Consider the following 24,721-nt stretch of genomic DNA (forward strand, 5'->3'; position numbering starts at 1 on the left):
CAGGAGAACAGGCGTTGACGGCTTTTATCGCGGCGCACGCGGATCGAGCGAGGGGCGAGGCATGAATTCCAGGCTGGTTGCTTTGGCTGCTGCGGCTGCGGCCGCGCTGCTTTCCGGCTGCGCCGGCCCGACCTATGGGACTGGCAAGCCCGCCGACCAGCAGCTGGTCGAGGACCTGACCGGTGTCCTCTCCGTCACGCCCAAGCGGAGCCAGGCGATCGACTACAGCCCCCGTCCCGGTATCGTGAAGCCGCCCTCCACGGAAGTCCTTCCGCCGCCGCAGGAAAATGTGGTGGCCGCCGGCAACCCGGCCTGGCCCGAATCGCCCGAGCAGCGGCTGGCGCGCATCCGCGCCGAGGCGACGGCCAACCAGGACAACCCCTCTTATCGGCCGCCCGTGATCCGCGACGTGGCGACGGGCGGCGGCAGCGGGTCCGGCATCGAGTTCAGCGAGGGCGACCGCGTCCGTCCGGCAATCCTTGCCTCGGGCGGCCAGACCCAACGGCAGCAGGGAGCGGCTTTCCGGCAGCAGCGCCAGGCGAGCCAGCAGGGCAGCCCGACGACGCGGCGCTATCTGAGCGAGCCGCCGCTCGACTACCGCCAGCCGGCGCCCACCGCGCCTGCGGACCAGCTCGGCGAGGACGAGGCAAAGAAGCAGCGCGCCGCCAAGCGCGCCGCCGGCGGGGCGGAGACCGGCGGGCTGCGCCGGCTGATCCCCTGGCTGAACTGACGCGGCGACTTTATTCGTCCGGTGTGCCGCGCCTTGCGGCAAAGAACTGCCTGAGAAGCGCGGCGGCCTCGGCTTCGCCGATCCCTTCGTAGACTTCCGGCGCGTGATGGCAGGTGGGCTGGCTGAAGAAGCGCCCGCCATGGATGACGCCGCCCCCCTTGGGATCGGGCGCGGCGAAATAGAGCCGGCGGATGCGGGCGAAGGAGATGGCGCCGGCGCACATGGCGCAGGGTTCCAGCGTCACATAAAGGTCAGCGCCGGTCAGCCGCTCGGCGGCTTCCGCCGCGCAGGCGGCGCGGATCGCCAGGATTTCGGCATGGGCGGTGGGGTCGGCGAGCTCGCGCGTGCGGTTGCCCGCCCGCGCCAGCAGCCTGCCGTCCCGCACCACCACCGCGCCGACGGGGACCTCGCCGCGCCGGGCGGCAAGGCGCGCCTCCTCGAGCGCGATCTCCATGAAGGTTGGAATTGGCGTCTGCCGGTCCAATCTTTTTGCTCGCAAGCAGGAACCCGAATTGATACCTACCGCCGCTGAAAGGCAAAGGCCACCATGAAGGACAAGAAGGACAGACCCGCGCGCCCGAAGAGGGCGGACGGGCCGCGTGCAAGGGCCGCCGGCCCCGGCAAGGGTCCGGAGCGCGAGGAAGCGCGCGCGGGCGAGGGGGGCGAGCGCATCGCCAAGCGCCTGGCGCGGGCGGGCGTTGCCTCGCGGCGCGACGCGGAGGCGATGGTCGAGGCCGGCCGGGTCAAGGTGAACGGCCGCCTGCTGACCTCGCCCGCCTTCAATGTGCGGCCGACGGACCGCATCGAGATCGACGGCGCGCCCATTCCCGAAGTGGAGCGCACGCGCCTTTTCCTGTTCCACAAGCCGGCCGGCGTGGTGACGACGAGCCGCGACCCGGAAGGGCGCAGGACCATCTTCGACATCCTGCCGGAGGGGCTGCCGCGCCTCATCACGGTGGGGCGGCTCGACATCAACACGGAAGGTCTGCTGCTTCTGACCAATGACGGCGGGCTTGCCCGCGTGCTGGAACTGCCCGCCACGGGCTGGCTGCGCCGCTATCGCGTGCGCGTGCACGGCAAGGTGGACCCGCTGGCGCTGGCGGAGCTGGAAAAGGGCACCGCGGTGGATGGCGTCTTCTACGGCGCGATCAGCGCCACCATGGACCGGCAGCAGGGCTCCAATGCCTGGCTGACGCTCGGGCTGCGCGAGGGCAAGAACCGCGAGGTCAAGAATGTGCTGGGCGCGCTGGGGTTGGACGTGACGCGCCTGATCCGCATCTCCTATGGCCCTTTCCAGCTGGGGGAATTGCCCGAAGGCGCGATCCAGGAGATCAAGGGTCGCACCCTGCGCGACCAGCTCGGCGAGCGGCTGATCGAGGAGGCGGGCGCCAATTTTGAGGCGCCGATCGCCCGGCCTTTCGTGAACAAGCCGGTGCGGGCGGAACGGCCGAGACCCGAGAAGAGCGAAGATGCGCGCAAGCCCGGGCGCGAGCGCCCGGAAGCGGCGGAGAAGAAATTCGTCAACCGCAAGAAGGAGCGCGAGGAAAAGCGCGAGGAGATGCGCGACCGCCTGCAGACGCAGCGCCCCGAGCGTCCCCGGTGGGAGCAGCGACCGGAGCGGCGATGGAGTGATGACCGCCGGGCCACGCCCGGAAGGGACGAGCGCCCGGGACGGCCGGGCAGGGACGAACGTCCCGCGCGATCCGGCAAGGACGAGCGGCCAAGGCGGATGCGCGAGGACGGGGACGAGGCTCGTCCGGCGAGGAATTCCCGCCCGGCAGGGGCGGGGAAGGACGCTCGGGCGGCCCGTTCGAGGGGCGACGCCCGGCCCGGGCGGGTGGGCAGGGACGACAAAGCGTCGAGGCCTGTGGAGCGGCGCTCGCGCTCGGCCAATGTGTGGATGGCGCCGGGCGCCCGTCCGGTGGGCAGGAAGCGGGCGGAGGAAGCCGCAGAGGCGTCCGAAGGAAAGCCGGCGGGCCGGGCGGGCAAGGCGGCCGCGGGTGCGCAGAAACGCAGGCCGGGCGCGACGCCGCCGGGCAAGGGCGGGCGATCCCCCGACCGCCCGCCGCGAGGCGGACCGGGCGGCAAGGCGCAAGGACCGAAGAAGCGGTAGGGGCAGGGCATGCGCATCGTCGGCGGCAGTCTGCGCGGGAGGCGGCTCGCCTCGCCCAAGAACGATGCGATCCGTCCCACGAGCGACCGCGCGCGCGAATCCCTGTTCAATGTGCTGGAGCACGGCTATCCGGGCTCGCTCGAGGGCGCGCGCGTGCTCGATCTCTTCTCGGGCAGCGGTGCGCTCGGCATCGAGGCGCTGTCGCGCGGCGCGGCCTACTGCCTTTTCGTGGAGGAAGTCGCCGCGGCGCGGGCGCTCGTGCGCGAGAATATCGAGAGCCTCGGACTGCAAGGCCGCACCCGCATCTTCCGCCGAGACGCCACGCATCTCGGTCCGGTCGGCACGATGCAGCCCTTCGACCTGGTTTTCGCCGATCCGCCTTACGGAGCCGGGCTGGCCGAGAAGGCGATCGCCTCGGCGCTTGCGGGGGGGTGGCTGACGGATGATGCGCTGATCGTCGTCGAGGAGGCGGCGGCGACGCCGTTCCGCCCGCCGCAGGGGATCGCGGTCGAGGAGGTGCGGGCCTATTCGTCGAGCACGCTTTCCTTCTGCCGCCTGGCCAGAGTTTAGCCACTGTTGCCGGCCATGAGTGACCCGCCCCTTCGCGGGTTGACGTCGCTCGCCCTTCTTTCCTGTCCTGTTCCGATCTGAGGACGTTCGGATGAAAATCCTCTCCCTTTTCATGGCGCTGCTGCTTCTCGCCGCCGCGGCTCCTTCCAGGCTTTCGGCCGCAAGCGCTCCCGGCGGGATGGAGCTTGAACGCTTCGTGCTCGACAACGGGCTGGAGGTGGTGGTCGCGCCGCAAAGGACGGTTCCGGTCGTGACCCACATGCTTTTCTACCGGGTCGGAGGCGCGGATGAAGAGCCGGGGCAATCGGGCATCGCGCATTTCTTCGAGCATCTGATGTTCAAGGCGACCTCGACGCGTGAAAGCGGAGAGCTCGCTGCCGCCGTCGCTGCCGTGGGCGGCAACCAGAACGCCTTCACCACAGAGGACTTCACTGCCTATTTCGAGCAGGTGCCGTCGAGCGCGCTCGGCGAGATGATGGCATTCGAGGCCGACCGCATGCGCAACCTCGTCCTGGACGACGCGGTGATCGAGACGGAGCGGCAGGTGGTGATGGAGGAGCGCCTGTCGAGGGTCGACAATGAGCCCTCGGGCATATTGGGCGAGGCGGTCGATTCCACGCTCTTCCAGAACCATCCCTACGGCCGCCCTGTGATCGGCTGGATGGACGAGATCAAGGCGCTGACGAAGGATCAGCTTACCGCCTTCTACAACCGCTATTACCGGCCCAACAATGCGCTGCTGGTCGTGGCGGGGGACGTTGATACCGCAACCGTGCGCAGGCTGGCCGAGGAGACCTATGGAAAGCTCGAGCGCGGGCCCGACCTGCCGCCCCGCATCCGCACGAAGGAGCCCGAGCCGAAGGTCGAGCGCATCGCCGTCCTGCGTGACGAGCGGGTGTCCCTGCCCTCCTTCTCGCGCAGCTGGTTCGGCCCGGCGACCTTCTCCGCCGATGGCAGGGATGCGGATGCGCTGCTGCTTCTTTCGGTCATTCTTGGAGGCAGCGAGCGCAGCAGGCTCCATCAGGAGCTGGTCGTGAAAAAGCAGATTGCCTCTTCCGCCGGCGCGGGCGTGTCCACCAGCTACCGCGATTATAGCCGGATCAGCGTCTATGCGCGCCCGCTCGATCCCGGCAAGCTCCGCGAGGTGGTTCAGGCGGTAGACGCTGAGATCGAGAAGATCGCCAGGGAGGGGGTCTCGGATCGAGAGGTGGAGGTGACGAGGAAGGTGCTGGCGAGCGGCCTCGTCCTGGGCCGGGAAAGCCAGATGGACCGCGCCATGGAGATCGGCACGACGCTGATGGTCGGCGGCACGGTGGAGGATGTGAACGGGATTCTTGAGCGTCTCGACGCTGTGACCGCCGAGGACATCCAGCAAGTGGCACAGCGGTATCTGGCGAAATCCCGCAGCGTCGCCGCGTATCTTCTCCCCCAGGGCGCGGAGGATCCGGTATGAGGAGCAAGCCTTCCGCGATCTTCATGGCGCCGTCGGGCCGGCCGATCCTCTATGTCCTTTCCTTCTGCCTGGCCCTTGCCTTCTCCCTGCCCGCCCGTGCGGATCTGGATATCGTCGAGGTGACATCCGCGAAAGGAATCAAGGCCTGGCTGGTCGAGGACCCTTCCGATCCGTTGGTGGCCATCTCTTTCGCCTTCAAGGGGGGCACCATCCAGGAGCCGCAGGGCAAGGAGGGCGTGGCCGGCTTAACGGTCGGCCTGCTCGAGGATGGCGCGGGCAACCTTGACGCAGATGCCTTTCAGCAGCGCCTCTACGAGTCAGGAGCGGATCTCTCCCTTTATCCCAGCTCGGACATGATCGCGGGCACCCTGCGGGTACTCGCGGGCGAGACGGAAGAGCCGCTGGAACTCCTCTCGCTTGCCCTCTCCGCGCCGCGTTTCGAGGCGGACGAATTTGCTCGGGAGCGGTCCAGAACCCTCTCGCGGCTCCGTGCCGAGAAGAACGACCCGGATAGCCGCGGCGCACGGGAGCTTGCCTCGGTCCTCTACGGCGACCACCCGCTCGGCCGCCTGGCGACCGAGGAGACGGTTTCCGCCCTCACGCGGGACGACCTGGCGGCGTTCCATCGGAGGATGTTTGCAAGGTCCAATCTCGTCGTCGGGGTGGTGGGCGCGATCGATCCCGAGACGCTGAAGCGCGTGCTTGACGAGGTCTTCGGCGGGCTTCCGGAAAAAGCCGATCTGGCGGAAATCCCTCCGCCGACGCTGAACTTCGGCAGGCAGGTGCGCGAGGTCTATGACCGGCCGCAGACCTCGACCTCGCTTTTCTATCCCGGCCCCGCCACGGCAAGCCCCGAGCTTTATCCCGCGTCCCTGCTGGTGCAAATCCTGGGCGGCGGCGGGCTGGATTCGCGGCTGTTCACCGAATTGCGGGAAAGGCGCGGGCTGACCTATGGCGCGAACGCCGCCTTGGACAGCGCGACCGGCTGGGGCGAAGTCTCGGTCGGCTTCTCGACCAGGAGCGACCGCGCCGCCGAGGCGCTTCAGGCGGCACAGGATGTCATCGCCGACATGGTGGAGAAGGGCCCGACGCCCGAGGAACTCGCCGCCGCCAAGAAATACCTCATCGGCGCCTATGCGATCCGGCATCTAAGCTCCACCACGGGCATTGCCATGACGATGGTGCACTTGCAGGTGGAAGGCAGGAGCAAGAACTATATCGAGGAGCGCGTCGCCAAATTCAACTCGGTGACGATGGAGGATGTGAAGCGGACCGCCGGGCTTCTTTTCTCGGTCGAGCCGACCGTCCTGATGGTCGGGCCTGAACCGAAGGCGGAAAACTGAGTTAGTATAACCAGGGGACGGCTGCAGCCCCCCGGGGCATGAGGTGCCGGCCGGGCTCCGCTTGAGAGAAGTCGTTGCGGCAAGGATGAATGATGGCTGATCGGGGTGCAGGAAAAGTCCGTCTGGCGGCCAAGAGCACATCCGGCCCGAGCTTTGCGGTCGCCTTCGGCGGCGGCGGGGCGCGCGGCCTTGCGCACATCCATGTCATCGAGGCGCTGGACGAGCTCGGCATCAGGCCGGCCATGATCTCCGGCTCCTCGATCGGCGCCATCATGGGCGCGGGCATGGCCGCCGGCATGCGCGGCAAGGAGATCCGCGCCTATGCGGCAAGGGTGCTCGCCCGCCGGTCGGAGGTTGCGGCGCGCATATGGCGCTCCCGTCCGGCGAAGCTTTCCGAGATGATGGAGACGGGCCTGCGGCTCGGCCAGTTCAACGCGGAGCGCATCCTGAAGGAATTCCTGCCGCCTCAGATCCCCGACCGGTTCGAGGATCTGGCGATCCCGCTGCGCGTCACCGCCACAGACTATTATGGGCATCACCTGGCCGTCTTCGAGAAGGGCGACCTGTGGTCCGCGCTCGCCGCCTCGGCGGCGCTGCCCGCCGTCTTCCGGCCGGTGATGCGCGAGGGCCGCATGCTGATCGACGGCGGCATCTACAATCCGGTGCCCTTCGACATACTCGAAGGGACGGCGGATTTCGTCATCGCCGTCGATGTGGTGGGCGTACCCACCGTCCGCTCGCCGAAGATACCGAGCACCATCGAGATGATGTTCGGCGCGACGCAATTGATGATGCAATCGATCATCGCGATGAAGCTGCAGAAGCGCCGGCCGGACATCCTGCTGCGCCCGTCCATCTCCGGCTTCCGCGTGCTCGATTTCATGAAGATGGACGCGATCATGGCCGAGACCGCCTCCATCGGCGACGAACTGAAGCGCGCGGTGGAGGCAATCCTGACACGGGATGCGGCCTGAGCGGGGAAGCTCAGGTCGTGTTGTCTTCCCTCACCCTGTCGAGCCGCCGCCCCTCGCGCGCCGGCTTGATCAGCGGCTCCGGCGTGACCGGCCGCACATGCATCTTCTCGCCGCCTGCCTGCAGCCCTTCGAGCGACTGGATGGCGAGCCGCTCCTCGTCGCGGCGGCGGACATCTTCCACGATCGCCTCGGCGACCGCCTCGGCGGTGCCGAGGGCCTCCAGCGACTTCCGCCCGAAGATCAGGGCCGACTCGAAGGTTTCGCGGATCTCGTAGTCGACGCCTTGCGCCCGCAGCGCCAGCGTATGCGCCCGGTCGTAGGAGCGCACATAAAGCTTCACATGCGGGAACTCGGACTTGATCATCTCGACGATAGCGTCCGTGGTCGAGCGCACATTGGTGCAGACGGCCACGATCTTCGCGCGCTGGATGCCGGCTGCCTCAAGCACCTCACGGCGGCGGCCGTCGCCGAAATAGATGCGGAAGCCGAAATTCTCCACCGCCCGCACGCGGGCCGCCGAATGGTCGATGATGGTGACGTCGCTGCCGCCGGCGAGCAGGATCTGCGAGGCGATCTGGCCGAAGCGCGAAAAGCCGATCATCAGGATGTCGGCGCCCGCGCCATGGAAGTTCTCGTCCATTTCCTCGCGCTCCTCGCCGCGCGTCAGCCGCTCGCCGATGCGCACGAAGAGCGGCGTCAGCGCCATGGAAAGCGTGACCACGGCAGTGAGAAGCGAGGCGGTGGCGGGCGGAAAGATGAGCGCAGCCGAGGCGGCGGTGAAGAGCACGAAGCCGAACTCGCCGCCCTGCGGCAAGAGCGCGGCGATCCTCATGGCGCAATCGTGGTCGCAGCCGAACAGGCGGCAGAGGCCGTAGAGGATCGCGGACTTGGCGAGCATCAGCGCCGGCACCGCGACAAGAACCAGCGCCCAGTTCTCGATGACGACGCCAAGGTCGAGGGAAAGGCCGACGGCCATGAAGAAGAGGCCGAGCAGGATTCCGCGGAAAGGCTCGATATCGGCGCTGAGCTCGTGCCGGAAGGAGGAATCGGCAAGGAGCACGCCGGCGATGAAGGCGCCGAGGCCCATGGAGAGGCCGGCAAGCTGCAGCAGCGTCGCCGAGGCGAGCACGACGAAGAGCGCGGCGGCGATCATCACCTCGCGCGCGCCGGTGGTGGCGATGACGCGGAAGAGCGGATTGAGGACGTAGCGCCCGACGAGGATGAGCGCCGCCACGCTTGCCAGCGCCAGCACGAAGCGGCTGCCGGAAATGTCTGCCGCGCCCTCGCCGCCGGGCGAAAGGAGCGGCACAACGGCAAGCAGCGGCGCAATCGCGATGTCCTGGAACAGGAGCACGGAAAAGGCGGTCCTGCCGTAGCGCTGGTTGAGGGTTCCCTGGGATTCCAGCGTCTGCATGGCGAAGGCGGTGGAGGACAGCGCCAGGCCGAAGCCGATCACCATGGCGGCGGACACCGGGAAGCCGAGGAGGAAGAAGGCTATGAGAGCGAGGGCAAATCCCGTCACCAGCACCTGGGCAAGGCCGAGGCCGAAAATATCCCGCCTCATTGTCCACAGCCGGGAGGGATTGAGCTCGAGGCCGATCAGGAAGAGGAGGAAGACGACGCCGAGCTCGGCAACGTGCAAAAGCTCCTCCCCGTCGGCGATCAGCTGGGCGACGGGGCCGATCGCCACGCCGGCGGCGAGGTAGCCCAGGATGGTGCCCAGCCCGAGCCACTTGAACAGGGGGGCCGCGATGATCGCCGCGCCGAGAAGCAGCAGCGGCTGGTAATATGTGTGGAGGGCCGCTTCCATGCTTGCCTTCGTCTATGGGCTGCGGGGGACTGCGCGGCATTGCGCTTGCCGCTTCCGAACCATAAATGGTTTGCCATGTCCATGTCTTGCCGACTCTTGCCGCCCTCCCAAATCACCTCCATGGCGCCGCGCCGGCGGCCGAACCGACCAGAAGCGGAGTGACCATGTCCGACGAAAAGAACCTGCTCGAGCGCGTGACGGCCCTGGTCGAGGCCGCCAAGAAGGCCGGAGCGGACGCCGCCGACGCGGTGGTGATGCGCGGGCATTCCCGCGGCGTCTCGGTGCGTCTCGGCAAGGTGGAGGGGACCGAGTCGTCGGAAGGCGACCACATGTCGCTGCGCGTATTCGTAGGGCGCCGCGTCGCCAGCGTCTCGGCGAGCATGAGCTCCGATCCGGCGAGCCTCGCCGAGCGGGCGGTCGCGATGGCCAAGGTCTCGCCCGAGGACCCGCATCAGGGCCTGGCCGATCCCGACCGGCTTGCGCGCGAGATCGCCGATCTCGACCTGGTCGACAGCGCCGAGGTCTCGGCCGAGCGGCTGAAGGAGGATGCGCTTGCGGCGGAGGAGGCTGCGCTCGCCGTTCCCGGCGTGACGAATTCGGCCGGCGCGGGCGCCGGCGTTGGTTCGGGCGGGCTGGTGCTCGCGACCTCGCACGGCTTCGTCGGGCAGTATTCGACCACCCGCTTCTCCCGCTCGGTCAGCGTGATCGCCGGCGAGGGCACGAAGATGGAGCGCGACTACGACTATTCCACGCGCCTGCACTACGCCGATCTCGACAGCCCGGAGAAGATCGGCCGCACGGCCGGCGAGCGCGCGGTAAAACGCCTCAATCCGCGGCGGGTGAAGACCGGCGTCTTCCCCGCCGTCTACGATCCGCGCGTGGCGCGCGGCATCGCCGGCCACATCGCGGCGGCGATCAACGGCGCCGCCGTCGCGCGCAAGACGACCTTCCTGCGCGACATGATGGGAAAGCAGGTGGCCTCGGCGGCGATCACCGTGACCGACGATCCCTTCCGCCGACGCGGACAGAACTCCCGCCCCTTTGACGGCGAGGGTGTAGCGGGGGAGCGCCTCGTCCCGGTGGAGAAGGGCGTGCTCAAATGCTGGTTCCTCTCCACCTCCGCCGGGCACGAACTCGGCCTGCCGACCAATGGACGGGGCGTGCGCGCCGCCTCCTCCGTCAATCCATCCTCGACCAATTTCGCCATCGAGCCGGGCGAGAGCTCGCCGGAAGACATGATCGCCTCGATCAAGAGCGGCTTCTATGTGACGGAGCTCTTCGGGCACGGCGTGGACTTGATCACCGGCGACTATAGCCGCGGGGCCTCCGGCTTCTGGATCGAGAACGGCGCCATCGCCTATCCGGTTTCCGAGATCACCATCGCCTCCAATCTGAAGGAGATGTTCCTGCGCCTGGTGCCGGCCAATGACCTTGACCGCAACTACGGCACTGCCGCTCCGACGCTTCTCATCGAGGGGATGACGATTGCCGGGGAGTGAGGGCGCCGCATACGCCGCCGAGGAAGAGCTGTCGCTGATCGCCGAGGCGGCCCGCGAGGCCGGCCGGATCGCCATGGCGCACTTCCGCCGCGATCCGGAGGTCTGGTGGAAGGAGGGCAAGTCGCCGGTGAGCCAGGCCGATCTGGAGGTGGACCGGTTCCTGCAGAAGGCGCTGCTCGAGGAACGGCCGGACTATGGCTGGCTGTCCGAGGAAACGGCCGACAACAAGGAGCGGCTCGCCGCCCGCCGCACCTTCGTTGTCGATCCCATCGACGGCACACGCGCCTTCATCAACGGGCAAAGGCAGTGGTGCGTGAGCATCGCCGTGGTCGAGGACGGCCGGGCTGTGGCCGGCGTGCTCGACTGCCCGGCGAGCGGCGCGGTCTTCACCGCGCATCTTGGCGGCGGCGCGCGGCGCAACGGCGAGGCGATCGGCGTCCGGCAGGCCGGGCGCCAGCTTTCCCTCGCCGGCCCGAAGAACATGCTGAAGGGACTGCCCGCGGACGTCCATGCACGCGTCGCGCCCTACGCCTACGTGCCCTCCCTTGCCTACCGGATCGCGCTGGTGGCGAGCGGCGCGCTGGACGCCACCTTCATAAAGCCCGCTTCCCATGATTGGGACCTGGCGGCTGCGGACATCATCCTTTCGGAGGCAGGCGGGCAGATCGTCGACGGGACGATGCGGCGGCCGCATTATGCCGGGCCTGATCCCCGGCGCGGGCCGCTCGCGGCGGGCAGCGGTCGGCTATTGGAGATCATGGCCGGCGTGATCGCCGATATCGCCGGGTGACGGGCGCCGGCCGCAAGGGCGAGAAGTGGTTTTCAAGGCAGGGGAATTCATCTAGATCAGGCGACCGCTTCGCGAAGCGGTGCCGCAACCTCCAAGACAAGGCGGACGAGACCGATGGCTGACCAACCGGGCAAAAAGCAGCTTCTTCATCTTGTCTTCGGCGGCGAATTGAAGTCGCTGAACAGTGTCGAATTCCGCGATCTCGATGCACTGGACATCGTCGGCATCTATCCCGACTACAAGTCCGCCGAGGCGGCCTGGCGGGCAAAGGCGCAACAGACCGTGGACAATGCGCATATGCGCTATTTCATCGTCCATCTCCATCGGCTGCTCGATCCGGACTCGGGCGGCACCCGGAATTGAGTGATGCGGGATGATGCGGCCGTATCGTCGATCGCGATGAGGGAGGGACGCCGCGGCCGCAAGCGGCCGATGAAGGAGATCTGGCGGCGCATCCGCAAGCCGCTGGCGCGCTCGCGCCTGGTGAAGCACGCGCTCGCACGGGTGATGGCCGCGGCCATCCGCCTCGTCGAGCGTACAAATCCCCGGGCCGAGGGCTCCGACGACGTGGAAAAAGCAATCGCCGAGTACACGCCCGCCATTGCCGCTTTCTGGCACGGCCAACATCTGCTTGCCCCGGCCCTCAAGCCGAGGCGGGAGCGGTTCGTGGCGCTTTTCTCGAGGAGCGCCGACGCCGAGCTCAACGCGCTGGTGGCGGAAAAGCTCGGGTTCGAGACGGTGCGCGGTTCGGGCGGGCGGGAAGGGACGAAGAACAAGAGCAAGGGCGGCGCCGCCGCGCTCATCCAGTTGAAGCGCACGATCGACGCGGGCTGCAACGTGGCGATGATCGCCGACATCCCGCATGGCACGCCGCGCGAGGCCGGCCTCGGCGTGGTGACCCTCGCCAAGCTTTCCGGCCGCCCGGTCATTCCGGTGGCGATAGCCACCAGCCGCCGCAAGGTGCTGGAGCGCAGCTGGGACAAGACGACGATAAACCTGCCCTTCGGGCGCAGCGCCGTCGTTGTGGGCGAGCCCATCTATGTGGCCGCCGAGGCCGACGAGGAGGAGATGGAGCGCAAGCGGCGCGAGGTGACCGACGCGCTGAACCGGGCCACCGGAGAAGCCTACCGGCTGGTCGACCGAAAACCGGATCGTGACGGCGAGCGATGAGCGAACGCTGGGCCCGTGCCATGCTAGCCACCTACCGCTTTGCGGGGGCCGCCGCCTTCCCGTTCGTCGGCGGCTATGTCGCCTTCCGCGTGAGCAAGGGCAAGGAAGACCGCGCGCGCCGGCATGAGCGCTACGGCAAGGCGAGCAGGCCGCGTCCCGAGGGGCCGCTGGTCTGGGTGCATGCCGCGAGTGTGGGCGAGACCATGGCCGTCATCGGCATGATCGAACATTTCCTGGCGAACGGCATCAACGTGGTGCTGACGACGGGGACCGTCACCTCCGCCACGGTGGCGGAGGAGCGGCTCGGCGACCGGATCATCCACCAGTATGTGCCGCTCGACCTGAAGCCGGCGGTGAGCCGCTTCCTCGACCATTGGCAGCCGGATCTCGCCATCATGGCGGAATCGGAGATCTGGCCGATGACCATCCTGGAGCTGGGCATCCGCCGCGTGCCCCAGGTGCTGGTCAACGGACGCATGTCCGACCGCTCCTTCGCGCGCTGGCAGCGCCGGCCTTCCGTGGCCGAAGCGCTGTTCGAGAACCTGGCGCATGTGGTGGCGCAGTCCGAGCTCGATGGGGAACGCTTCCGCCAGCTTGGCGCGCGCCCGGTGACCGTGTCGGGAAACCTCAAGGTGGACACGGACCTTCCGCCCGCCGATCCGGCGGCGCTCGCCGGGCTGCAGCGGGCGATCGGAAGCCGCAAGACCTGGGCGGCGCTTTCCACCCATCCCGGCGAAGAGAAAATCGCGGCCGATGTGCATTGCATGGTGCGCAAGCGCCATCCCGATCTGCTGACGATCATCGTGCCTCGCCACCCCGAGCGCGCCGCCGCGCTCAAGGAGGAGTTCGCCGCGCGCGGGCTGAAGGTCGCCGCCAGGAGCGCCGAGGATCCGATCACCGCCGACACGGACATCCTTTTGGGCGACACGATCGGTGAGATGGGCCTCTACCTGCGGCTGACGGAGATCGCCTTTGTCGGCCGTTCGCTGGTAGGCGAGGGCGGCCAGAACCCGCTGGAGCCGGCGATGCTGGGCACGGCGATCCTGGCGGGGACCAATATACAGAATTTCCGCGACGCCTATCGCCGCCTGACCGAGAGCGGCGCGGCCAAGCTGGTGCGCGACGCGCAGATGCTTGCGGGGGCGGTGAACTTCCTCCTCAAGAATGACGAGATGCGCAAGGCCATGATCGCCGCGGGCGAGCGGACGGTGCTGGAGATGTCGGGCGCGCTCGAGCGCACGCTGGCGGCGCTGGAGCCCTTCATCCACCCGCTGATCGTCGAGAGCCGCCTGCGCCGCGGCGAAGGCGCCAACCCGTGACGGCGAGCGAGGCGCCGCCCTTCTGGTGGGAAAGGCCGGATTGGCGAGCCTGGGCCCTCTGGCCCTTGTCCGCCGCCTACGGCTTTGCCGCAAGCACACGCATGAAGATCGCCCGGCGCGAGAAAGTGCCGGCCGCCGTGCTCTGTATCGGCAACCTGACCGTCGGCGGCGAGGGGAAAACGCCGCTCGCCATAGCGCTGGCGGCGGAGGCGGGGCGCCAGAAAATCCGCGCCGGGTTCCTGACGCGCGGCTATGGCGGCACTTTGATCGCGCCGCATCTCGTCACCCTGACGGATACGGCGCGAGCGGTGGGCGACGAGCCGCTGCTTCTTGCCCGGCATGCGCCGACCGTGGTGGCGCGCAACCGCGCGGCAGGCGCGCGCCGGCTCATCCAAGAGGGTTGCGAGCTGATCATCATGGACGACGGCTTCCAGAGCGCGCGCGTCCACATGGACTATGCGCTCATCGTGGTGGACGCCGCGCGCGGCCTCGGCAACGGGCATGTGATCCCGGCAGGGCCGCTGCGCGCGCCGGTCACCGACCAGATGCGCCATGCCGATGGCGTGGTCGCCATGGGCGAGGGGCCGGGCGCCGACATCGTCGTGCGCAGCGCCTCGCGCGCGGGGGGGCCGGTCTCCCCCGCGCGGCTCCCGGCGCGCGACGCCAGTCTCCTGAAGGGGGCGCGCGTGCTGGCCTTTGCCGGCATCGGCAACCCGCAGAAGTTCTACGACACGCTGCGCAAGCTCGGCGTCGAGGTGGCGGAGACGCGCTCCTTTCCGGACCACTATCCCTTCGGCGAGGAGGACATCGCCGAGCTCAAGTCGGAGGCCGCCGCCAAGGGCCTTTCTGTCGTGACGACGGAGAAGGACATGGTGCGCCTTGTCGACGGGCCGGAGGCGCTGCGGGAGTTTGCCCGGTCGGTTCTGGTGCTGCCCGTGGAAGCCGTGTTCGAGCAGCAAAGCGCCCCCACCGCGATCATCCGCGAGACGATGAAGGTCTGGCGGGAGCGCATGCTGGAAGGGAACAGTCAGCCTTACGGCCGGTGAGCGGACGCCTGCGCCCCGACAGCGCCCCGCTGCCATTCGGCGCGGATCCGGTTCCGGCCCGCGCCCTTGGCTTCGTAGAGCGCCTTGTCGGCGCGTTTGAGGCTCGCCCAGAATGCCTCCCCCGGCAGGATACGCGCAAGACCGAAGCTGCAGGTGACGCGACCTCTGCCAAGGCCGGGGAAATTTGCCGCCTCGACGGCGCTGCGCACCCGTTCGGCGAGCGCGAGGGCTTGTTCCTCGGTGATGTCCTCCAGCACCAACGCGAATTCCTCGCCGCCGGTGCGCGCGAGGACGTCGCCGCTGCGCATGTTCTGCCGGATGATCTCGGCGAACTGCGTGAGGACTGCATCCCCGATGTCATGTCCGAAGCTGTCATTGATCGCCTTGAACTTGTCGAGGTCGCAAATGGCGGCCACGCGGATCAGGCCCGGCGACGGTTCCTCGCCCCTCTTGGTGTAACGGTCGAGCCCGCGGCGGTTGAGAACGCCCGTCAGCGGGTCGAGGTCGCGCTCCTGCCGCAGCTTCGAGACGACGTCCACCACGAGGATGCCGAGCAGGCACAGGCCGGCGGCGGCGCCGAGAAGGGTGGTGGTCAGCATCAGCGACTGCCAGAACTCGGTCTGGCCGAACTGCTCCGGCGTGGTGACGCCGACCGCCGATCTGATGCTGATCAAGGTGCGGGGCAGGAAGTGCAGGCCGCAGATCAAGAGAAGGTAGAAGAGCGCCTTGTCGGTGCGGGTGCCGGCGGTCAGATGCCGCGCCAGCCAGCAGGCATGCAAGAGCACCAGAGCCATGCCGAAATTAAGGATGTAGATGCGCGCGATGAGGCTGCGGTCGACATAGAAGAAGTACCACAGCCCGCCGGCCACCGCGACGATATAAGCCACCGCCACGACGGACGGGAATCGCCGCCCGGAGCGCTGCAGGATGCCTTCGCCGACGAGAAGGGCGCCGAGCACGTAGAGCGTGCCGGAGATCACCGCGTTGCGGCCGATATCCGGCGGCCATCCGCCGAACTGGCTGAACATGGCGAGCGACAGGGTGCCGAATCCGGCGGCGAGGGTGAGGGCGAAGCGGAGCTTGCGCTCCAGCGCCCAAAGGCCGGCGAGAGCGAAGCCGAAGAGAAGGAACAGGACCGGCGGAACGAACTTCATGCGCTGTCTCGCAAGAGCAGGCCGGAGGCGGTCCGGGCCTTCGAGCTACAAGCCTCGCACATATCCGGTTCCAGTAACGTTTACAGGCGCGCGTGGCCAGGCCGAGTTGCAGGCAGGCTTAACAAGGGTTGAGCGGAGGAGAGGCGGAGCCCCCTTGCCGTCAGCGCCGCCGCAGGTGCGGATCGAGCTCCAGCTCGCGCTGTAGCGAGATCTCGGCATTGAGGTAGGGCTCCTGGCGCGCCACGCTCCAATATTTCAGCTCCTCGAGCGGGATGGTTTCGCCGGTGACGGCGCAGCGCACGAAGGCGCCCGGCGTCAGGACCTGGAAATCGCCGTCGAGATAGCGGATGCGTGCCTCACGGGCGCCGGGGCCCTCGAAACGGTTCATGCGGGAACTGCCTTTCCTCGACCGTGATGCGCCACACTTCTTCCGATCCGTCAAGTCCGGACGGTCCTCAGCGGCGGCCGAACAGCCTTTCGATATCGGCAAGCTTGAGCTCGATATAGGTCGGCCGGCCGTGATTGCACGTGCCGGAGCCGGGGGTGGCTTCCATCTGCCTGAGGAGGGCGTTCATCTCCTCGGGCTTCAGCCGGCGGCCCGAGCGGACTGAGCCGTGGCAGGCCATGGTGGCCGCGATGCGGTCGACGCGCTCCTTGAGGCCGTCGGCGCTGTCGCTCTCGGCGATCTCGTCTGCAAGGTCGCGCACCAGCGCCGCGGCATCCACCTCGCCCAGCATGGAAGGGGTTTCGCGCACGCAAACGGCGCCCGGGCCGAAGCGCTCCAGGCCAAGGCCGAGGCGGCCGAGAAACTCCGCATGGGCGGCGAGCCGGTCGGCATCCTCCTCCGGCAGGTCGACGATCTCCGGCATGAGGAGCATCTGCGAGGGAAGAGGACGGGAATGGATCGCCTGTTTCAGCGCCTCGTAGACGAGCCGCTCATGGGCGGCATGCTGGTCGACGATGATCAGGGAATCCTCCGTCTGCGCGACGATATAGTTCTCGTGCACCTGCGCGCGCGCCGCGCCGAGCGGCCGCTGGGTCAACCCGGCGGGCTCCGCGACAGTTGCCCGCGCGTCGGCGCTGAGCGCTGGGCCTATGTCGAAGCTCGCCTGCGGCCCGTCGGAAAAGCCGGCCGGCGCCGCCACGGCGAAGGCAGGTTCGAGCGGCCGGCTCGGCGAGCTTTCCGTGTTCCACCCGCCACGCGGCTCCGCGTCGAAATGCCGGCTGCCGCCGCCGAACCCGTTTGCGCCACTGCCGAAGGATCCGCTCTGCGGCGCGCGGAACGCGTCGATCATCGCGGCGGCCCCGGTCGTCGCCGCGCGCATGCCGGCCTTCTCCAGCGCCTGCCTGATGGCGCCGACGATGAGGCCGCGCACGAGGCCCGGATCGCGGAAGCGCACATCCGCCTTGGCCGGATGCACATTGACGTCGACCAGCGCCGGATCGAGCGACAGGAAAAGCGCCGTCACCGCGTGCCGGTCGCGCGGCAAAACGTCCATATAGGCGCCGCGCACGGCGCTCGCGACCAGCTTGTCGCGCACCGGGCGGCCGTTCACATAGGCAAACTGGTTGAGGGCGTTGCCGCGCGTGAAGGAGGGGATCGAAACGTAGCCGGAGAGAGCGACGCCGTTCCGCTCCGCCTCGATCGGCAGGGCGTTTTCCGGAAACTCGCGGCCCATCACCTGCGCAAGCCGCCTGAGCAGCCCGTCCCCGTCGGCGGGGACGGCGGGAAATTCCGCCAGATTGCGGTCCGTGCCCGAAAGCGTGAAGCGCACGGCGGGGAAGGCGAGCGCGATGCGCTTGACGACGTCGGTAATCGCCGCCGCCTCCGCCCGCTCGCCCTTCATGAATTTGAGCCGAGCCGGGGTGGCGAAGAAGAGGTCGCGCACCTCGACCGTCGTGCCGCGATTGGCGGCGACCGGCCTCACCGCTCCGACGCGGCCACCATCCACGCGAATTTCCGCGCCGCCATCCCCGTCCGCTGTGCGCGAGCGCAGGCAAAGCCGCGCCACCGAGCCGATCGAGGGCAGCGCCTCGCCGCGGAAGCCCAGCGTGCGGATGTCATGGATGTCGCCGGAGAGCTTGGACGTGCAGTGCCGCGCCACGGCGAGCGGCAGTTCGGCGCCGGGGATCCCGCAGCCGTCGTCGATGACGCGGATCAGGCCGAGGCCGCCGCCCGCCGTTGCCACCTCGATGCGCGAGGCGCCGGCGTCGAGCGCATTCTCAACGAGCTCCTTGACGACGCTGGCCGGCCGCTCGACCACCTCGCCGGCGGCAATCTGGTTGATGACGTTCTCGGACAGCTGCTGTATGGGCATGGCCCGATCATAGGGGGATTCGGGGGGCCTGCGAAGCATGTTGCGCCGGCGGGCCACATATGCTTGCGTGGCCGCGGAACCCTTTCCCACAGCGTTGCAGAAAAAGGCTAGGCATGAACATGGAAAATCCGCGGGCGAGCTTTACCTGGCACGATCCGTTTCTCCTGGAGGAGCAGCTTTCCGAGGAGGAGCGGATGATCCGCGACGCGGCGGCGGGATTTGCCGCCGACAAGCTCAGCGCCCGCATCGAGCACGCCTATATGAACGAGGAGACCGACCCGGAGATCTTCCGCGAGATGGGGGCGGCCGGTCTGCTCGGCGTCACGATTCCCGAAGAATATGGCGGCGCGGGCGCGGGCTATGTCTCCTACGGGCTGGTGGCGCGCGAGGTGGAGCGGGTGGATTCTGGCTACCGCTCGATGATGAGCGTGCAGTCCTCGCTGGTGATGTATCCGATCCATGCCTATGGCTCGGAGGAGCAGAGGAGAAAATACCTGCCCAAGCTTGCCTCCGGAGAATTCATCGGCTGCTTCGGCCTGACGGAGCCCGATGCGGGGTCCGACCCCGGCTCCATGAAGACGCGGGCGGAGAAGATCGACGGCGGCTACCGGCTGGTCGGCACCAAGATGTGGATTTCCAATGCGCCGATCGCCGACGTCTTCGTCGTCTGGGCGAAGTCGGCCGCTCACGACAACCAGATCCGCGGCTTCGTGCTGGAGAAGGGGATGAAGGGCCTCTCCGCTCCGAAGATCGGCGGCAAGCTCAGCCTGCGCGCATCTGTCACGGGCGAGATCGTGATGGATGGCGTGGAGGTTTCCGAGGACGCGCTGTTGCCCAACGTCTCCGGCCTCAAAGGCCCGTTCGGCTGCCTCAACCGGGCCCGCTACGGCATCTCATGGGGGGCGATGGGCGCGGCGGAGGATTGCTGGCACCGGGCCCGCAATTACGGGCTGGAGCGCAAGCAGTTCGGCAAGCCACTCGCCCAAACGCAGCTCTTCCAGAAGAAGCTCGCCGACATGCAGACGGAGATCGCGCTGGGGCTGCAAGCCTCCCTTCGCGTCGGCCGGCTGATGGACGAGGGCAGACTGGCGCCGGAGGTGATCAGCCTGGTGAAGCGCAACAATTGCGGCAAGGCGCTGGAGATCGCCCGGGCTGCGCGCGACATGCATGGCGGCAACGGCATCCAGATCGAGTATCATGTGATGCGCCATGCCCAGAACCTGGAGACCGTCAACACCTATGAGGGCACGCATGACGTGCACGCGCTGATCCTTGGACGGGCCCAGACGGGGCTGCAGGCGTTTTTCTGAGAGGCAGATGACCGCTTCCTTCCGAAAGCATCTTTCCGCCGAGCTCGAGGGGCTGAAGACATCCGGGCTCTATAAGAGCGAGCGCGTCATCACGTCCATGCAGTCCGCCAGGATCGAGAGCGGCGGGCGGGAGGTGCTCAACTTCTGCGCCAACAACTACCTCGGCCTGGCCGACAATGAAGAGCTGCGCGAGGCGGCCAAGAAGGCGCTCGACCGCTATGGCTACGGCATGGCCTCGGTGCGCTTCATCTGCGGCACGCAGGAGGAGCACAAGGCGCTGGAGGCGCGCATTTCGGGGTTCCTGGGCATGGAGGACACGATCCTCTATTCCTCCTGCTTCGACGCCAATACCGGTCTGTTCGAGACGCTGCTCGGGCCGGAGGATGCCGTCATCTCCGACGCGCTGAACCATGCCTCCATCATCGACGGCGTAAGGCTCTGCAAGGCCCGCCGGCTGCGCTACGCCAACAATGATATGGGCGAGCTGGAGGCGCGGCTGAAGGAGGCGCAGGACGCGCGCTTCCGTCTCATCGCCACCGATGGCGTCTTCTCGATGGACGGCATCATCGCCAATCTGGCGGCCATCTGCGACCTTGCGGAACGGTATGACGCGATGGTGATGGTGGACGACAGCCACGCGGTGGGCTTCGTCGGCGCGCATGGCCGCGGCACGCCGGAGCATTGCGGCGTCGAGGGGCGGGTCGACATCGTGACGGGCACGCTCGGAAAGGCGCTGGGCGGCGCCTCCGGCGGCTATACCAGCGGCAGGAAGGAAGTGGTGGAATGGCTGCGCCAGCGCTCGCGGCCCTATCTTTTCTCCAACACGCTGGCGCCAGTGATCGCGGCGGCTTCGCTAAAGGTGTTCGACATCGTCGAAGAGGGTGATGATTTGCGCCGGAGGCTCTATGACAATGCCCGGCAATTCCGCCAGAAGATGACGAAGCTGGGCTTCACCCTCGCGGGGAGGGACCACCCGATCATCCCCGTGATGATCGGCGATGCCGCGTTGGCGGGGGCCATGGCCGACCGGCTGCTCGACCACGGCATCTATCTCGTCGGCTTCTCCTTCCCCGTCGTGCCCAAGGGAGAAGCGCGCATCCGCACGCAGATGTCGGCCGCCCATTCGCCGGAGGATATCGACCGCGCGGTGGAAGCGTTTGGAGCCGTCGGGCGGGAGTTGGGATTGGTATCCTGACGCAATCTGCTCCTTAGCTTGTGCCCTACCTCGCCCGACAGTCGGAGAAGAGACATGTCCAACATGATGAAGGCGCTGGTGAAGGCGAAGCCGGAAGAAGGCCTCTGGATGGAGCGTGTGCCGCTGCCCGAAATCGGCCCAAACGACGTGCTGATCAGGGTCAAGAAGGCGGCGATCTGCGGCACGGACGTGCATATCTGGAACTGGGACGAGTGGGCGCGGAAGACGGTTCCGGTGCCCCTCATCACCGGCCACGAGTTCGTCGGCGAGGTGGCCGATCTCGGCGCGGCGGTGAGCGAATACCGGGTCGGGCAGCGCGTGTCGGGCGAGGGTCACATCGTCTGCGGCCACTGCCGCAACTGCCGCGCGGGGCGCGGCCATCTGTGCCGCAACACGCTGGGCGTCGGCGTGCACCGGCCCGGGGCCTTTGCCGAGTATATCGCACTCCCGCAGCACAATGTTGTTGCCATCCCGGATGACGTGCCCGACGAGATCGCCGCCATCTTCGATCCGCTCGGCAACGCCGTCCACACCGCGCTTTCGTTCGATCTCGTGGGCGAGGACGTCCTGGTGACGGGGGCGGGTCCCATCGGCATCATGGGCGCGCTGGTGGCGCAATGCGTCGGCGCGCGCAAAGTGGTGATCACGGACATCAATCCGGGCCGGCTGGCGCTGGCGAGAAAGCTCGGCGTCCGGCATACAGTGAATGCCCGGGAGGAGAAGCTCGCGGACGTGATGCGCCAGCTCGGCATGACGGAAGGTTTCGACATCGGCCTCGAAATGTCGGGCTCGGCTTCTGCTTTCCGCGACATGATCGATGCGATGAACAATGGCGGCAAGATCGCCATTCTGGGGATCGCGCCGACCGGTTTCGAGATCGACTGGAACAAGGTCATCTTCAAGATGCTGCATCTGAAGGGCATCTACGGACGCGAGATGTTCGAGACCTGGTACAAGATGATCGCGCTCGTCCAGGGGCCGCTCGACGTGTCAGGGCTGATCACGCACCGCATCGACGCGGACGATTTCCGTGCCGGGTTCGACGCCATGCGCAGCGGCCAGGCTGGCAAGGTCGTGATGGATTGGTGAGCAGGCTCAGGCGCTGATGAGAGGCACGGATTCGGCTTCCGCGGCGCGCGCAAGCTTCCTGTCGAGCGTGGCGAGGGGCAGGCCGCGCCTGGAGGCCACCTCGAGATAGGCGGCGTCATCTGCCGTCAGACCATGCTTACGTGCGAGCATCATCAGCAGTTCTTCGCCGCAGACATCATCCACGATGGTCGGCAGTGAATCGATCTGAACCAGGCCTCTCTGAACCTGATCAAGATTGATGCGCTTGCGGCGCTCGCCGACAAGAAGGACGTTGCAGATTTCGAACCAGTAAAGACGCGGAACCAGCAACTCTGTGTCGCGAAGCAATCCGAGGGTGAGATCGGCTATAGCCGAGCTTTCATCCGGAAGGCACCAGCGGGCGGCGATCCAGGAGTCGACGACGATCGGCAACTATTTGCGGCCTTCGTCACGCCACTTAAGGATTTCCTCGGCCGTGACGTCCGTCTTGGGCAGCGCCTTGCGCCATTCCTGAAGGCGTAGCACGGCTTCAGCCCCACGGCGCCTCCTGCCTTCTTCGTCCACCTCCGGCGTCAGCCGCGCGATGGTCTTGCCGTGGCGTGTGATGCAAATGGTCTCACCCCGCTCGGCATCGCCCACGAGGGAAGAGAAGTTGGCCTCGGCCTCCTTAAGAGAGACGGTCTTCATATGGCCTCCAAAGCCGGTCAGATGACCTATCTAAAAGGTAGTGGCCCGGCTGAAAATCGTCAATGCGCCGCGGTCGATAGGGCAAGCTCCGGTGGAGATCCAGAGGCCACTCAGGCCTTCATCTGCTGCACGAGGCCGTAGAGGTTGAGGCAGCGCGTGCCGCTGCGGCAATAGGCGAGGACGGGCCTGGGCAGCTCCTCGAGCACTTGGGCCATGTCCCGCACATTCTCTTCCGTGATGGCGCCCGAGACGACGGGAATAAAGCGGAACTCAAGCCCCGCCGCCCGCGCGGCCTCCTCCACCATGTCATGACGCACCGCGCCTTCTTCGCTGTCCGGGCGATTGCAGATGAGGCTCTTGAAGCCGGCGCCTGCAATCTCCGCCACCTGTTGCGGGGCGATCTGGCCGGTGACGGCGAAGTCTTCGTTGATCTTGCGGATGTCCATTTGCGTTTCCTTTCGGGGAGCCGATCAGCGCTCAGGCTTGTAATTCCTCGCGGAGGAAGGCGCGGATGAGTTCGGCCGTCCGTTCCGGCTGCTCGATGCAGGGCAGGTGCCCCGCATCCTCGATGATTTTAAAGCGCGCGCCCTCGATCAGCGATGCAAGTTCGCGCACAAGGTCGGGCGGTGTAGAGCCGTCCTGGTCGCCAACGAGGCAAAGCGCAGGAAGCTTCAGAGCCCGCGTCGATTCCGTCAGGTCCGCTTCACGCAGCGCGGCGCAGGTGCCAGCATAGCCCTCCCGGCTGGTGCGCGTGAGCATGGCCAGATAGCCGACATAGTCGGGGTTGTCCGGCGTGCGATAGGCGGGCGTGAACCAGCGCTGCATGATTCCATCGGCGATGGACGCGATGCCGTCCTCAGTAACCGCCTTTATGCGGGCGTTCCAGAGTTCGTCATTGCCGATTTTCGGTGCCGTGCCGCAGAGGACAAGCGCACGTACGAGATCGGGACGCAGCGCTGCGAGGCCCTGGGCGACGACGCCTCCAACGGAGAGGCCGACAATGATCGCGCTCGCAGTCCCAAGATGATCAAGCAGCGCGGCAAGATCCCCAACATGGTCCGTCATCGCATAGGGCGGCGGCGTCGCCTCGGAGAGCCCGTGGCCGCGCTTGTCATAGAGGACGAGGCGGAAATCCTGCTGCAGGTCGCCGGCCACCTCGTTCCAGATACGGAAATCCGTGCCGAGGGAATTGATGAAGACGAGGACGGGGCGCTCAGCCGGACCGCGCAGATCATGGTGCAGAACGACTCCGTTCACACGCGCAAACGCCATGCCTCGCCGCCTCCGTTTCTGCCGGAGTCTCTATGGGAAAACTGCGCCCGGCGTCAATTCGTGGCAACAGACCAGTCGGCGCGCAGGCGGTCGGCATCGGCCGTGGGGATGCTGAGCCCATGGAGGGCGCCGGCCACCGTCGCCACCAGTGCGGCATTGTCCGGGGCAAGCCGTCCGTCGGGGAGAAAGAGATTGTTCTCGAAGCCGGTGCGCATATGCCCGCCGAGGAGGGCGGCGGCCGTCACGCAGGCCGCCTCGCGCCGGCCGAAGGCGCAGACCATGAAGTGGCCAAAGCGCGGCATATCCGGCCCAATAAAGGGCAGGAGGTCGGCGGGCGCGGAGCGCTGGCCCTCCGTGTAACGGCCGAGCACGTAGAGCACTGGTATGTCCTCCAAGGGCAGGAGGCCGCGCATCCGCATATCGTCGAGCTGCCGGGCCTCGTCCGGGTGATAGAGGATGATCTGCGGCACGATCTTCTCACGCGCCATGAAGGCGAGGAACCGGGCGAAATCGGCCTCATGGGAGGCGTCGGGGACGAGTTCGCGCAGCGCCAGCGAAGCGGCTTCGGGCCTTACCTCGCGCACGACCTCCATCTGCTCCTGCGGCCTGTAGAGCCCGACGGCCTCGGTGGTGATCTGGATGACGAGCCGGTCGCCCACCTCGTGACGCACGGCGCGAATCGCATCCCGATACGCCTCGGCCTCGAGGATGTGCCGACCGTCGGGACCGCGCACATGCATATGGACCATGGCGGCACCAGCATCGAGGCAGGCGGCGGCGGTGCGCGCCAGCTCTCCCGCCGTTTGCGGCAGGGCCGGGTGGTCCGCCCTGGTGCGCCGGCCTCCATTGGGTGCCACCGCGATCGCCACGGCCATATCGGTGTCAGGCTCGGGCACGCCG

Annotated in this window: 25 protein-coding genes; 15 read left to right on the forward strand and 10 right to left on the reverse strand. The window is 67.5% G+C overall.

The annotated features are described in order from the left end of the window. The first annotated feature begins 61 nt into the window (after positions 1 to 61). Positions 62 to 730, forward strand: coding sequence for a hypothetical protein (locus RIN79_RS06685; protein ID WP_309083861.1), 669 nt, complete (start codon positions 62 to 64; stop codon positions 728 to 730). A 10-nt stretch (positions 731 to 740) separates the two neighbouring features. Here the strand turns inward: RIN79_RS06685 and RIN79_RS06690 are convergent, their stop codons facing one another. Then, positions 741 to 1,184 carry a nucleoside deaminase gene (locus RIN79_RS06690; RefSeq protein WP_375165886.1) on the reverse strand — a complete coding sequence of 148 codons (444 nt, stop codon included), beginning with the start codon at positions 1,182 to 1,184 and terminating at the stop codon, positions 741 to 743. 93 nt (positions 1,185 to 1,277) lie between these two features. Between RIN79_RS06690 and RIN79_RS06695 the strand changes: the two genes are divergently transcribed. The 5 genes from RIN79_RS06695 to RIN79_RS06715 all read left to right on the forward strand — a co-directional run bounded on the left by RIN79_RS06695 (position 1,278) and on the right by RIN79_RS06715 (position 7,183). Then, positions 1,278 to 2,843, forward strand: coding sequence for a pseudouridine synthase (locus RIN79_RS06695; RefSeq protein ID WP_309083862.1), 1,566 nt, complete (start codon positions 1,278 to 1,280; stop codon positions 2,841 to 2,843). A 9-nt stretch (positions 2,844 to 2,852) separates the two neighbouring features. Continuing rightward, a complete protein-coding gene (gene rsmD, locus RIN79_RS06700; RefSeq protein ID WP_309083863.1) occupies positions 2,853 to 3,413 on the forward strand; it encodes a 16S rRNA (guanine(966)-N(2))-methyltransferase RsmD in 561 nt (186 codons plus the stop codon). A 91-nt stretch (positions 3,414 to 3,504) separates the two neighbouring features. Next, positions 3,505 to 4,866 carry a pitrilysin family protein gene (locus tag RIN79_RS06705; protein ID WP_309083864.1) on the forward strand — a complete coding sequence of 454 codons (1,362 nt, stop codon included), beginning with the start codon at positions 3,505 to 3,507 and terminating at the stop codon, positions 4,864 to 4,866. Further along, positions 4,863 to 6,209, forward strand: a complete 1,347-nt coding sequence (locus RIN79_RS06710) for a pitrilysin family protein (RefSeq protein ID WP_309083865.1) — start codon at positions 4,863 to 4,865, stop codon at positions 6,207 to 6,209. The genes RIN79_RS06705 and RIN79_RS06710 overlap by 4 nt, the downstream gene beginning before the upstream one ends. Before the next feature lie 89 nt (positions 6,210 to 6,298). Next, the gene (locus tag RIN79_RS06715; RefSeq protein ID WP_375165882.1) at positions 6,299 to 7,183 is read left to right on the forward strand and encodes a patatin-like phospholipase family protein; all 885 of its coding nucleotides are present in this window, start codon (positions 6,299 to 6,301) and stop codon (positions 7,181 to 7,183) included. Between the two features lie 10 nt (positions 7,184 to 7,193). Here the strand turns inward: RIN79_RS06715 and RIN79_RS06720 are convergent, their stop codons facing one another. Further along, positions 7,194 to 8,993: a monovalent cation:proton antiporter-2 (CPA2) family protein gene (locus tag RIN79_RS06720; RefSeq protein WP_309083867.1), complete on the reverse strand. Its 1,800-nt coding sequence runs from the start codon at positions 8,991 to 8,993 to the stop codon at positions 7,194 to 7,196. A 164-nt stretch (positions 8,994 to 9,157) separates the two neighbouring features. Here RIN79_RS06720 and RIN79_RS06725 point away from each other — a divergent pair, with 164 nt between their 5' ends. From RIN79_RS06725 to lpxK, 6 genes are all read left to right on the forward strand, one after another. Beyond that, complete coding sequence (locus RIN79_RS06725; protein ID WP_309083868.1) at positions 9,158 to 10,492, forward strand: TldD/PmbA family protein; 1,335 nt, start codon at positions 9,158 to 9,160, stop codon at positions 10,490 to 10,492. After that, positions 10,479 to 11,282, forward strand: coding sequence for a 3'(2'),5'-bisphosphate nucleotidase CysQ (locus RIN79_RS06730; protein ID WP_309083869.1), 804 nt, complete (start codon positions 10,479 to 10,481; stop codon positions 11,280 to 11,282). Before RIN79_RS06725 ends, RIN79_RS06730 begins: the two co-directional genes overlap by 14 nt. A 114-nt stretch (positions 11,283 to 11,396) precedes the next feature. Beyond that, positions 11,397 to 11,645 carry a DUF4170 domain-containing protein gene (locus RIN79_RS06735; protein ID WP_309083870.1) on the forward strand — a complete coding sequence of 83 codons (249 nt, stop codon included), beginning with the start codon at positions 11,397 to 11,399 and terminating at the stop codon, positions 11,643 to 11,645. A gap of 3 nt (positions 11,646 to 11,648) precedes the next feature. Next, positions 11,649 to 12,452, forward strand: coding sequence for a lysophospholipid acyltransferase family protein (locus RIN79_RS06740; RefSeq protein ID WP_309083871.1), 804 nt, complete (start codon positions 11,649 to 11,651; stop codon positions 12,450 to 12,452). Next, positions 12,449 to 13,771 carry a lipid IV(A) 3-deoxy-D-manno-octulosonic acid transferase gene (waaA, locus tag RIN79_RS06745; RefSeq protein WP_309083872.1) on the forward strand — a complete coding sequence of 441 codons (1,323 nt, stop codon included), beginning with the start codon at positions 12,449 to 12,451 and terminating at the stop codon, positions 13,769 to 13,771. Before RIN79_RS06740 ends, waaA begins: the two co-directional genes overlap by 4 nt. Continuing rightward, entirely contained in the window at positions 13,768 to 14,817 is a 1,050-nt protein-coding gene (gene lpxK / locus RIN79_RS06750) for a tetraacyldisaccharide 4'-kinase (protein WP_309083873.1), read from the forward strand. The genes waaA and lpxK overlap by 4 nt, the downstream gene beginning before the upstream one ends. Here lpxK and RIN79_RS06755 read toward each other — a convergent pair. From RIN79_RS06755 to mutL, 3 genes are all read right to left on the reverse strand, one after another. Continuing rightward, positions 14,805 to 15,971, reverse strand: a complete 1,167-nt coding sequence (locus RIN79_RS06755) for a GGDEF domain-containing protein (protein WP_309083874.1) — start codon at positions 15,969 to 15,971, stop codon at positions 14,805 to 14,807. The two genes, lpxK and RIN79_RS06755, sit on opposite strands and share 13 nt — an antisense overlap. Before the next feature lie 160 nt (positions 15,972 to 16,131). Then, entirely contained in the window at positions 16,132 to 16,359 is a 228-nt protein-coding gene (locus RIN79_RS06760) for a DUF2093 domain-containing protein (RefSeq protein WP_309083875.1), read from the reverse strand. A gap of 67 nt (positions 16,360 to 16,426) precedes the next feature. Then, complete coding sequence (gene mutL, locus RIN79_RS06765; protein WP_309083876.1) at positions 16,427 to 18,289, reverse strand: DNA mismatch repair endonuclease MutL; 1,863 nt, start codon at positions 18,287 to 18,289, stop codon at positions 16,427 to 16,429. 119 nt (positions 18,290 to 18,408) lie between these two features. On the opposite strand from mutL, the gene RIN79_RS06770 reads away from it, so the two are divergent. The 3 genes from RIN79_RS06770 to tdh are packed head-to-tail and all read left to right on the forward strand — an operon-like array spanning position 18,409 to position 21,883. Beyond that, positions 18,409 to 19,599, forward strand: coding sequence for an acyl-CoA dehydrogenase (locus RIN79_RS06770; protein ID WP_309083969.1), 1,191 nt, complete (start codon positions 18,409 to 18,411; stop codon positions 19,597 to 19,599). 7 nt (positions 19,600 to 19,606) lie between these two features. Beyond that, positions 19,607 to 20,794, forward strand: coding sequence for a glycine C-acetyltransferase (locus tag RIN79_RS06775; protein ID WP_309083877.1), 1,188 nt, complete (start codon positions 19,607 to 19,609; stop codon positions 20,792 to 20,794). A 54-nt stretch (positions 20,795 to 20,848) separates the two neighbouring features. Further along, positions 20,849 to 21,883, forward strand: a complete 1,035-nt coding sequence (tdh, locus tag RIN79_RS06780) for an L-threonine 3-dehydrogenase (RefSeq protein WP_309083878.1) — start codon at positions 20,849 to 20,851, stop codon at positions 21,881 to 21,883. A 6-nt stretch (positions 21,884 to 21,889) separates the two neighbouring features. Here tdh and RIN79_RS06785 read toward each other — a convergent pair whose 3' ends face one another. The 5 genes from RIN79_RS06785 to RIN79_RS06805 all read right to left on the reverse strand — a co-directional run bounded on the left by RIN79_RS06785 (position 21,890) and on the right by RIN79_RS06805 (position 24,696). Continuing rightward, entirely contained in the window at positions 21,890 to 22,294 is a 405-nt protein-coding gene (locus RIN79_RS06785; RefSeq protein WP_309083879.1) for a type II toxin-antitoxin system VapC family toxin, read from the reverse strand. Next, a complete protein-coding gene (locus tag RIN79_RS06790) occupies positions 22,295 to 22,549 on the reverse strand; it encodes a type II toxin-antitoxin system prevent-host-death family antitoxin (protein ID WP_309083880.1) in 255 nt (84 codons plus the stop codon). A gap of 110 nt (positions 22,550 to 22,659) precedes the next feature. Continuing rightward, the gene (locus RIN79_RS06795; RefSeq protein WP_309083881.1) at positions 22,660 to 22,995 is read right to left on the reverse strand and encodes a TIGR01244 family sulfur transferase; all 336 of its coding nucleotides are present in this window, start codon (positions 22,993 to 22,995) and stop codon (positions 22,660 to 22,662) included. A 31-nt stretch (positions 22,996 to 23,026) separates the two neighbouring features. Continuing rightward, positions 23,027 to 23,821 carry a 3-oxoadipate enol-lactonase gene (pcaD, locus tag RIN79_RS06800; RefSeq protein ID WP_309083882.1) on the reverse strand — a complete coding sequence of 265 codons (795 nt, stop codon included), beginning with the start codon at positions 23,819 to 23,821 and terminating at the stop codon, positions 23,027 to 23,029. Positions 23,822 to 23,874: 53 nt separating this feature from the next. Next, on the reverse strand, positions 23,875 to 24,696 hold the full coding sequence (locus RIN79_RS06805) for a 3-keto-5-aminohexanoate cleavage protein (RefSeq protein WP_309083970.1): 822 nt from the start codon (positions 24,694 to 24,696) through the stop codon (positions 23,875 to 23,877). Positions 24,697 to 24,721 lie beyond the last annotated feature (25 nt).

The sequence above is a fragment of the Chelativorans sp. genome, from assembly GCF_031180965.1.
Taxonomy (GTDB): Bacteria; Pseudomonadota; Alphaproteobacteria; order Rhizobiales; family Rhizobiaceae; genus Chelativorans.

What these genes read in the sequence shown, in the direction of transcription:
- RIN79_RS06705 (WP_309083864.1), top strand. Translation starts at nt 3,505, where the DNA reads ATGAAAATCCTCTCCCTTTTCATGGCGCTGCTGCTTCTCGCCGCCGCG.
- RIN79_RS06805 (WP_309083970.1), bottom strand. Translation starts at nt 24,696, where the DNA reads ATGGCCGTGGCGATCGCGGTGGCACCCAATGGAGGCCGGCGCACCAGG.
- mutL (WP_309083876.1), bottom strand. Translation starts at nt 18,289, where the DNA reads ATGCCCATACAGCAGCTGTCCGAGAACGTCATCAACCAGATTGCCGCC.
- RIN79_RS06735 (WP_309083870.1), top strand. Translation starts at nt 11,397, where the DNA reads ATGGCTGACCAACCGGGCAAAAAGCAGCTTCTTCATCTTGTCTTCGGC.
- pcaD (WP_309083882.1), bottom strand. Translation starts at nt 23,821, where the DNA reads ATGGCGTTTGCGCGTGTGAACGGAGTCGTTCTGCACCATGATCTGCGC.
- RIN79_RS06690 (WP_375165886.1), bottom strand. Translation starts at nt 1,184, where the DNA reads ATGGAGATCGCGCTCGAGGAGGCGCGCCTTGCCGCCCGGCGCGGCGAG.
- RIN79_RS06795 (WP_309083881.1), bottom strand. Translation starts at nt 22,995, where the DNA reads ATGGACATCCGCAAGATCAACGAAGACTTCGCCGTCACCGGCCAGATC.
- RIN79_RS06760 (WP_309083875.1), bottom strand. Translation starts at nt 16,359, where the DNA reads ATGAACCGTTTCGAGGGCCCCGGCGCCCGTGAGGCACGCATCCGCTAT.
- RIN79_RS06775 (WP_309083877.1), top strand. Translation starts at nt 19,607, where the DNA reads ATGACCGCTTCCTTCCGAAAGCATCTTTCCGCCGAGCTCGAGGGGCTG.
- RIN79_RS06725 (WP_309083868.1), top strand. Translation starts at nt 9,158, where the DNA reads ATGTCCGACGAAAAGAACCTGCTCGAGCGCGTGACGGCCCTGGTCGAG.
- rsmD (WP_309083863.1), top strand. Translation starts at nt 2,853, where the DNA reads ATGCGCATCGTCGGCGGCAGTCTGCGCGGGAGGCGGCTCGCCTCGCCC.
- RIN79_RS06770 (WP_309083969.1), top strand. Translation starts at nt 18,409, where the DNA reads ATGGAAAATCCGCGGGCGAGCTTTACCTGGCACGATCCGTTTCTCCTG.
- RIN79_RS06740 (WP_309083871.1), top strand. Translation starts at nt 11,649, where the DNA reads ATGCGGGATGATGCGGCCGTATCGTCGATCGCGATGAGGGAGGGACGC.
- RIN79_RS06790 (WP_309083880.1), bottom strand. Translation starts at nt 22,549, where the DNA reads ATGAAGACCGTCTCTCTTAAGGAGGCCGAGGCCAACTTCTCTTCCCTC.
- RIN79_RS06715 (WP_375165882.1), top strand. Translation starts at nt 6,299, where the DNA reads ATGATGGCTGATCGGGGTGCAGGAAAAGTCCGTCTGGCGGCCAAGAGC.
- RIN79_RS06755 (WP_309083874.1), bottom strand. Translation starts at nt 15,971, where the DNA reads ATGAAGTTCGTTCCGCCGGTCCTGTTCCTTCTCTTCGGCTTCGCTCTC.
- waaA (WP_309083872.1), top strand. Translation starts at nt 12,449, where the DNA reads ATGAGCGAACGCTGGGCCCGTGCCATGCTAGCCACCTACCGCTTTGCG.
- RIN79_RS06695 (WP_309083862.1), top strand. Translation starts at nt 1,278, where the DNA reads ATGAAGGACAAGAAGGACAGACCCGCGCGCCCGAAGAGGGCGGACGGG.
- tdh (WP_309083878.1), top strand. Translation starts at nt 20,849, where the DNA reads ATGTCCAACATGATGAAGGCGCTGGTGAAGGCGAAGCCGGAAGAAGGC.
- RIN79_RS06720 (WP_309083867.1), bottom strand. Translation starts at nt 8,993, where the DNA reads ATGGAAGCGGCCCTCCACACATATTACCAGCCGCTGCTGCTTCTCGGC.
- RIN79_RS06710 (WP_309083865.1), top strand. Translation starts at nt 4,863, where the DNA reads ATGAGGAGCAAGCCTTCCGCGATCTTCATGGCGCCGTCGGGCCGGCCG.
- RIN79_RS06685 (WP_309083861.1), top strand. Translation starts at nt 62, where the DNA reads ATGAATTCCAGGCTGGTTGCTTTGGCTGCTGCGGCTGCGGCCGCGCTG.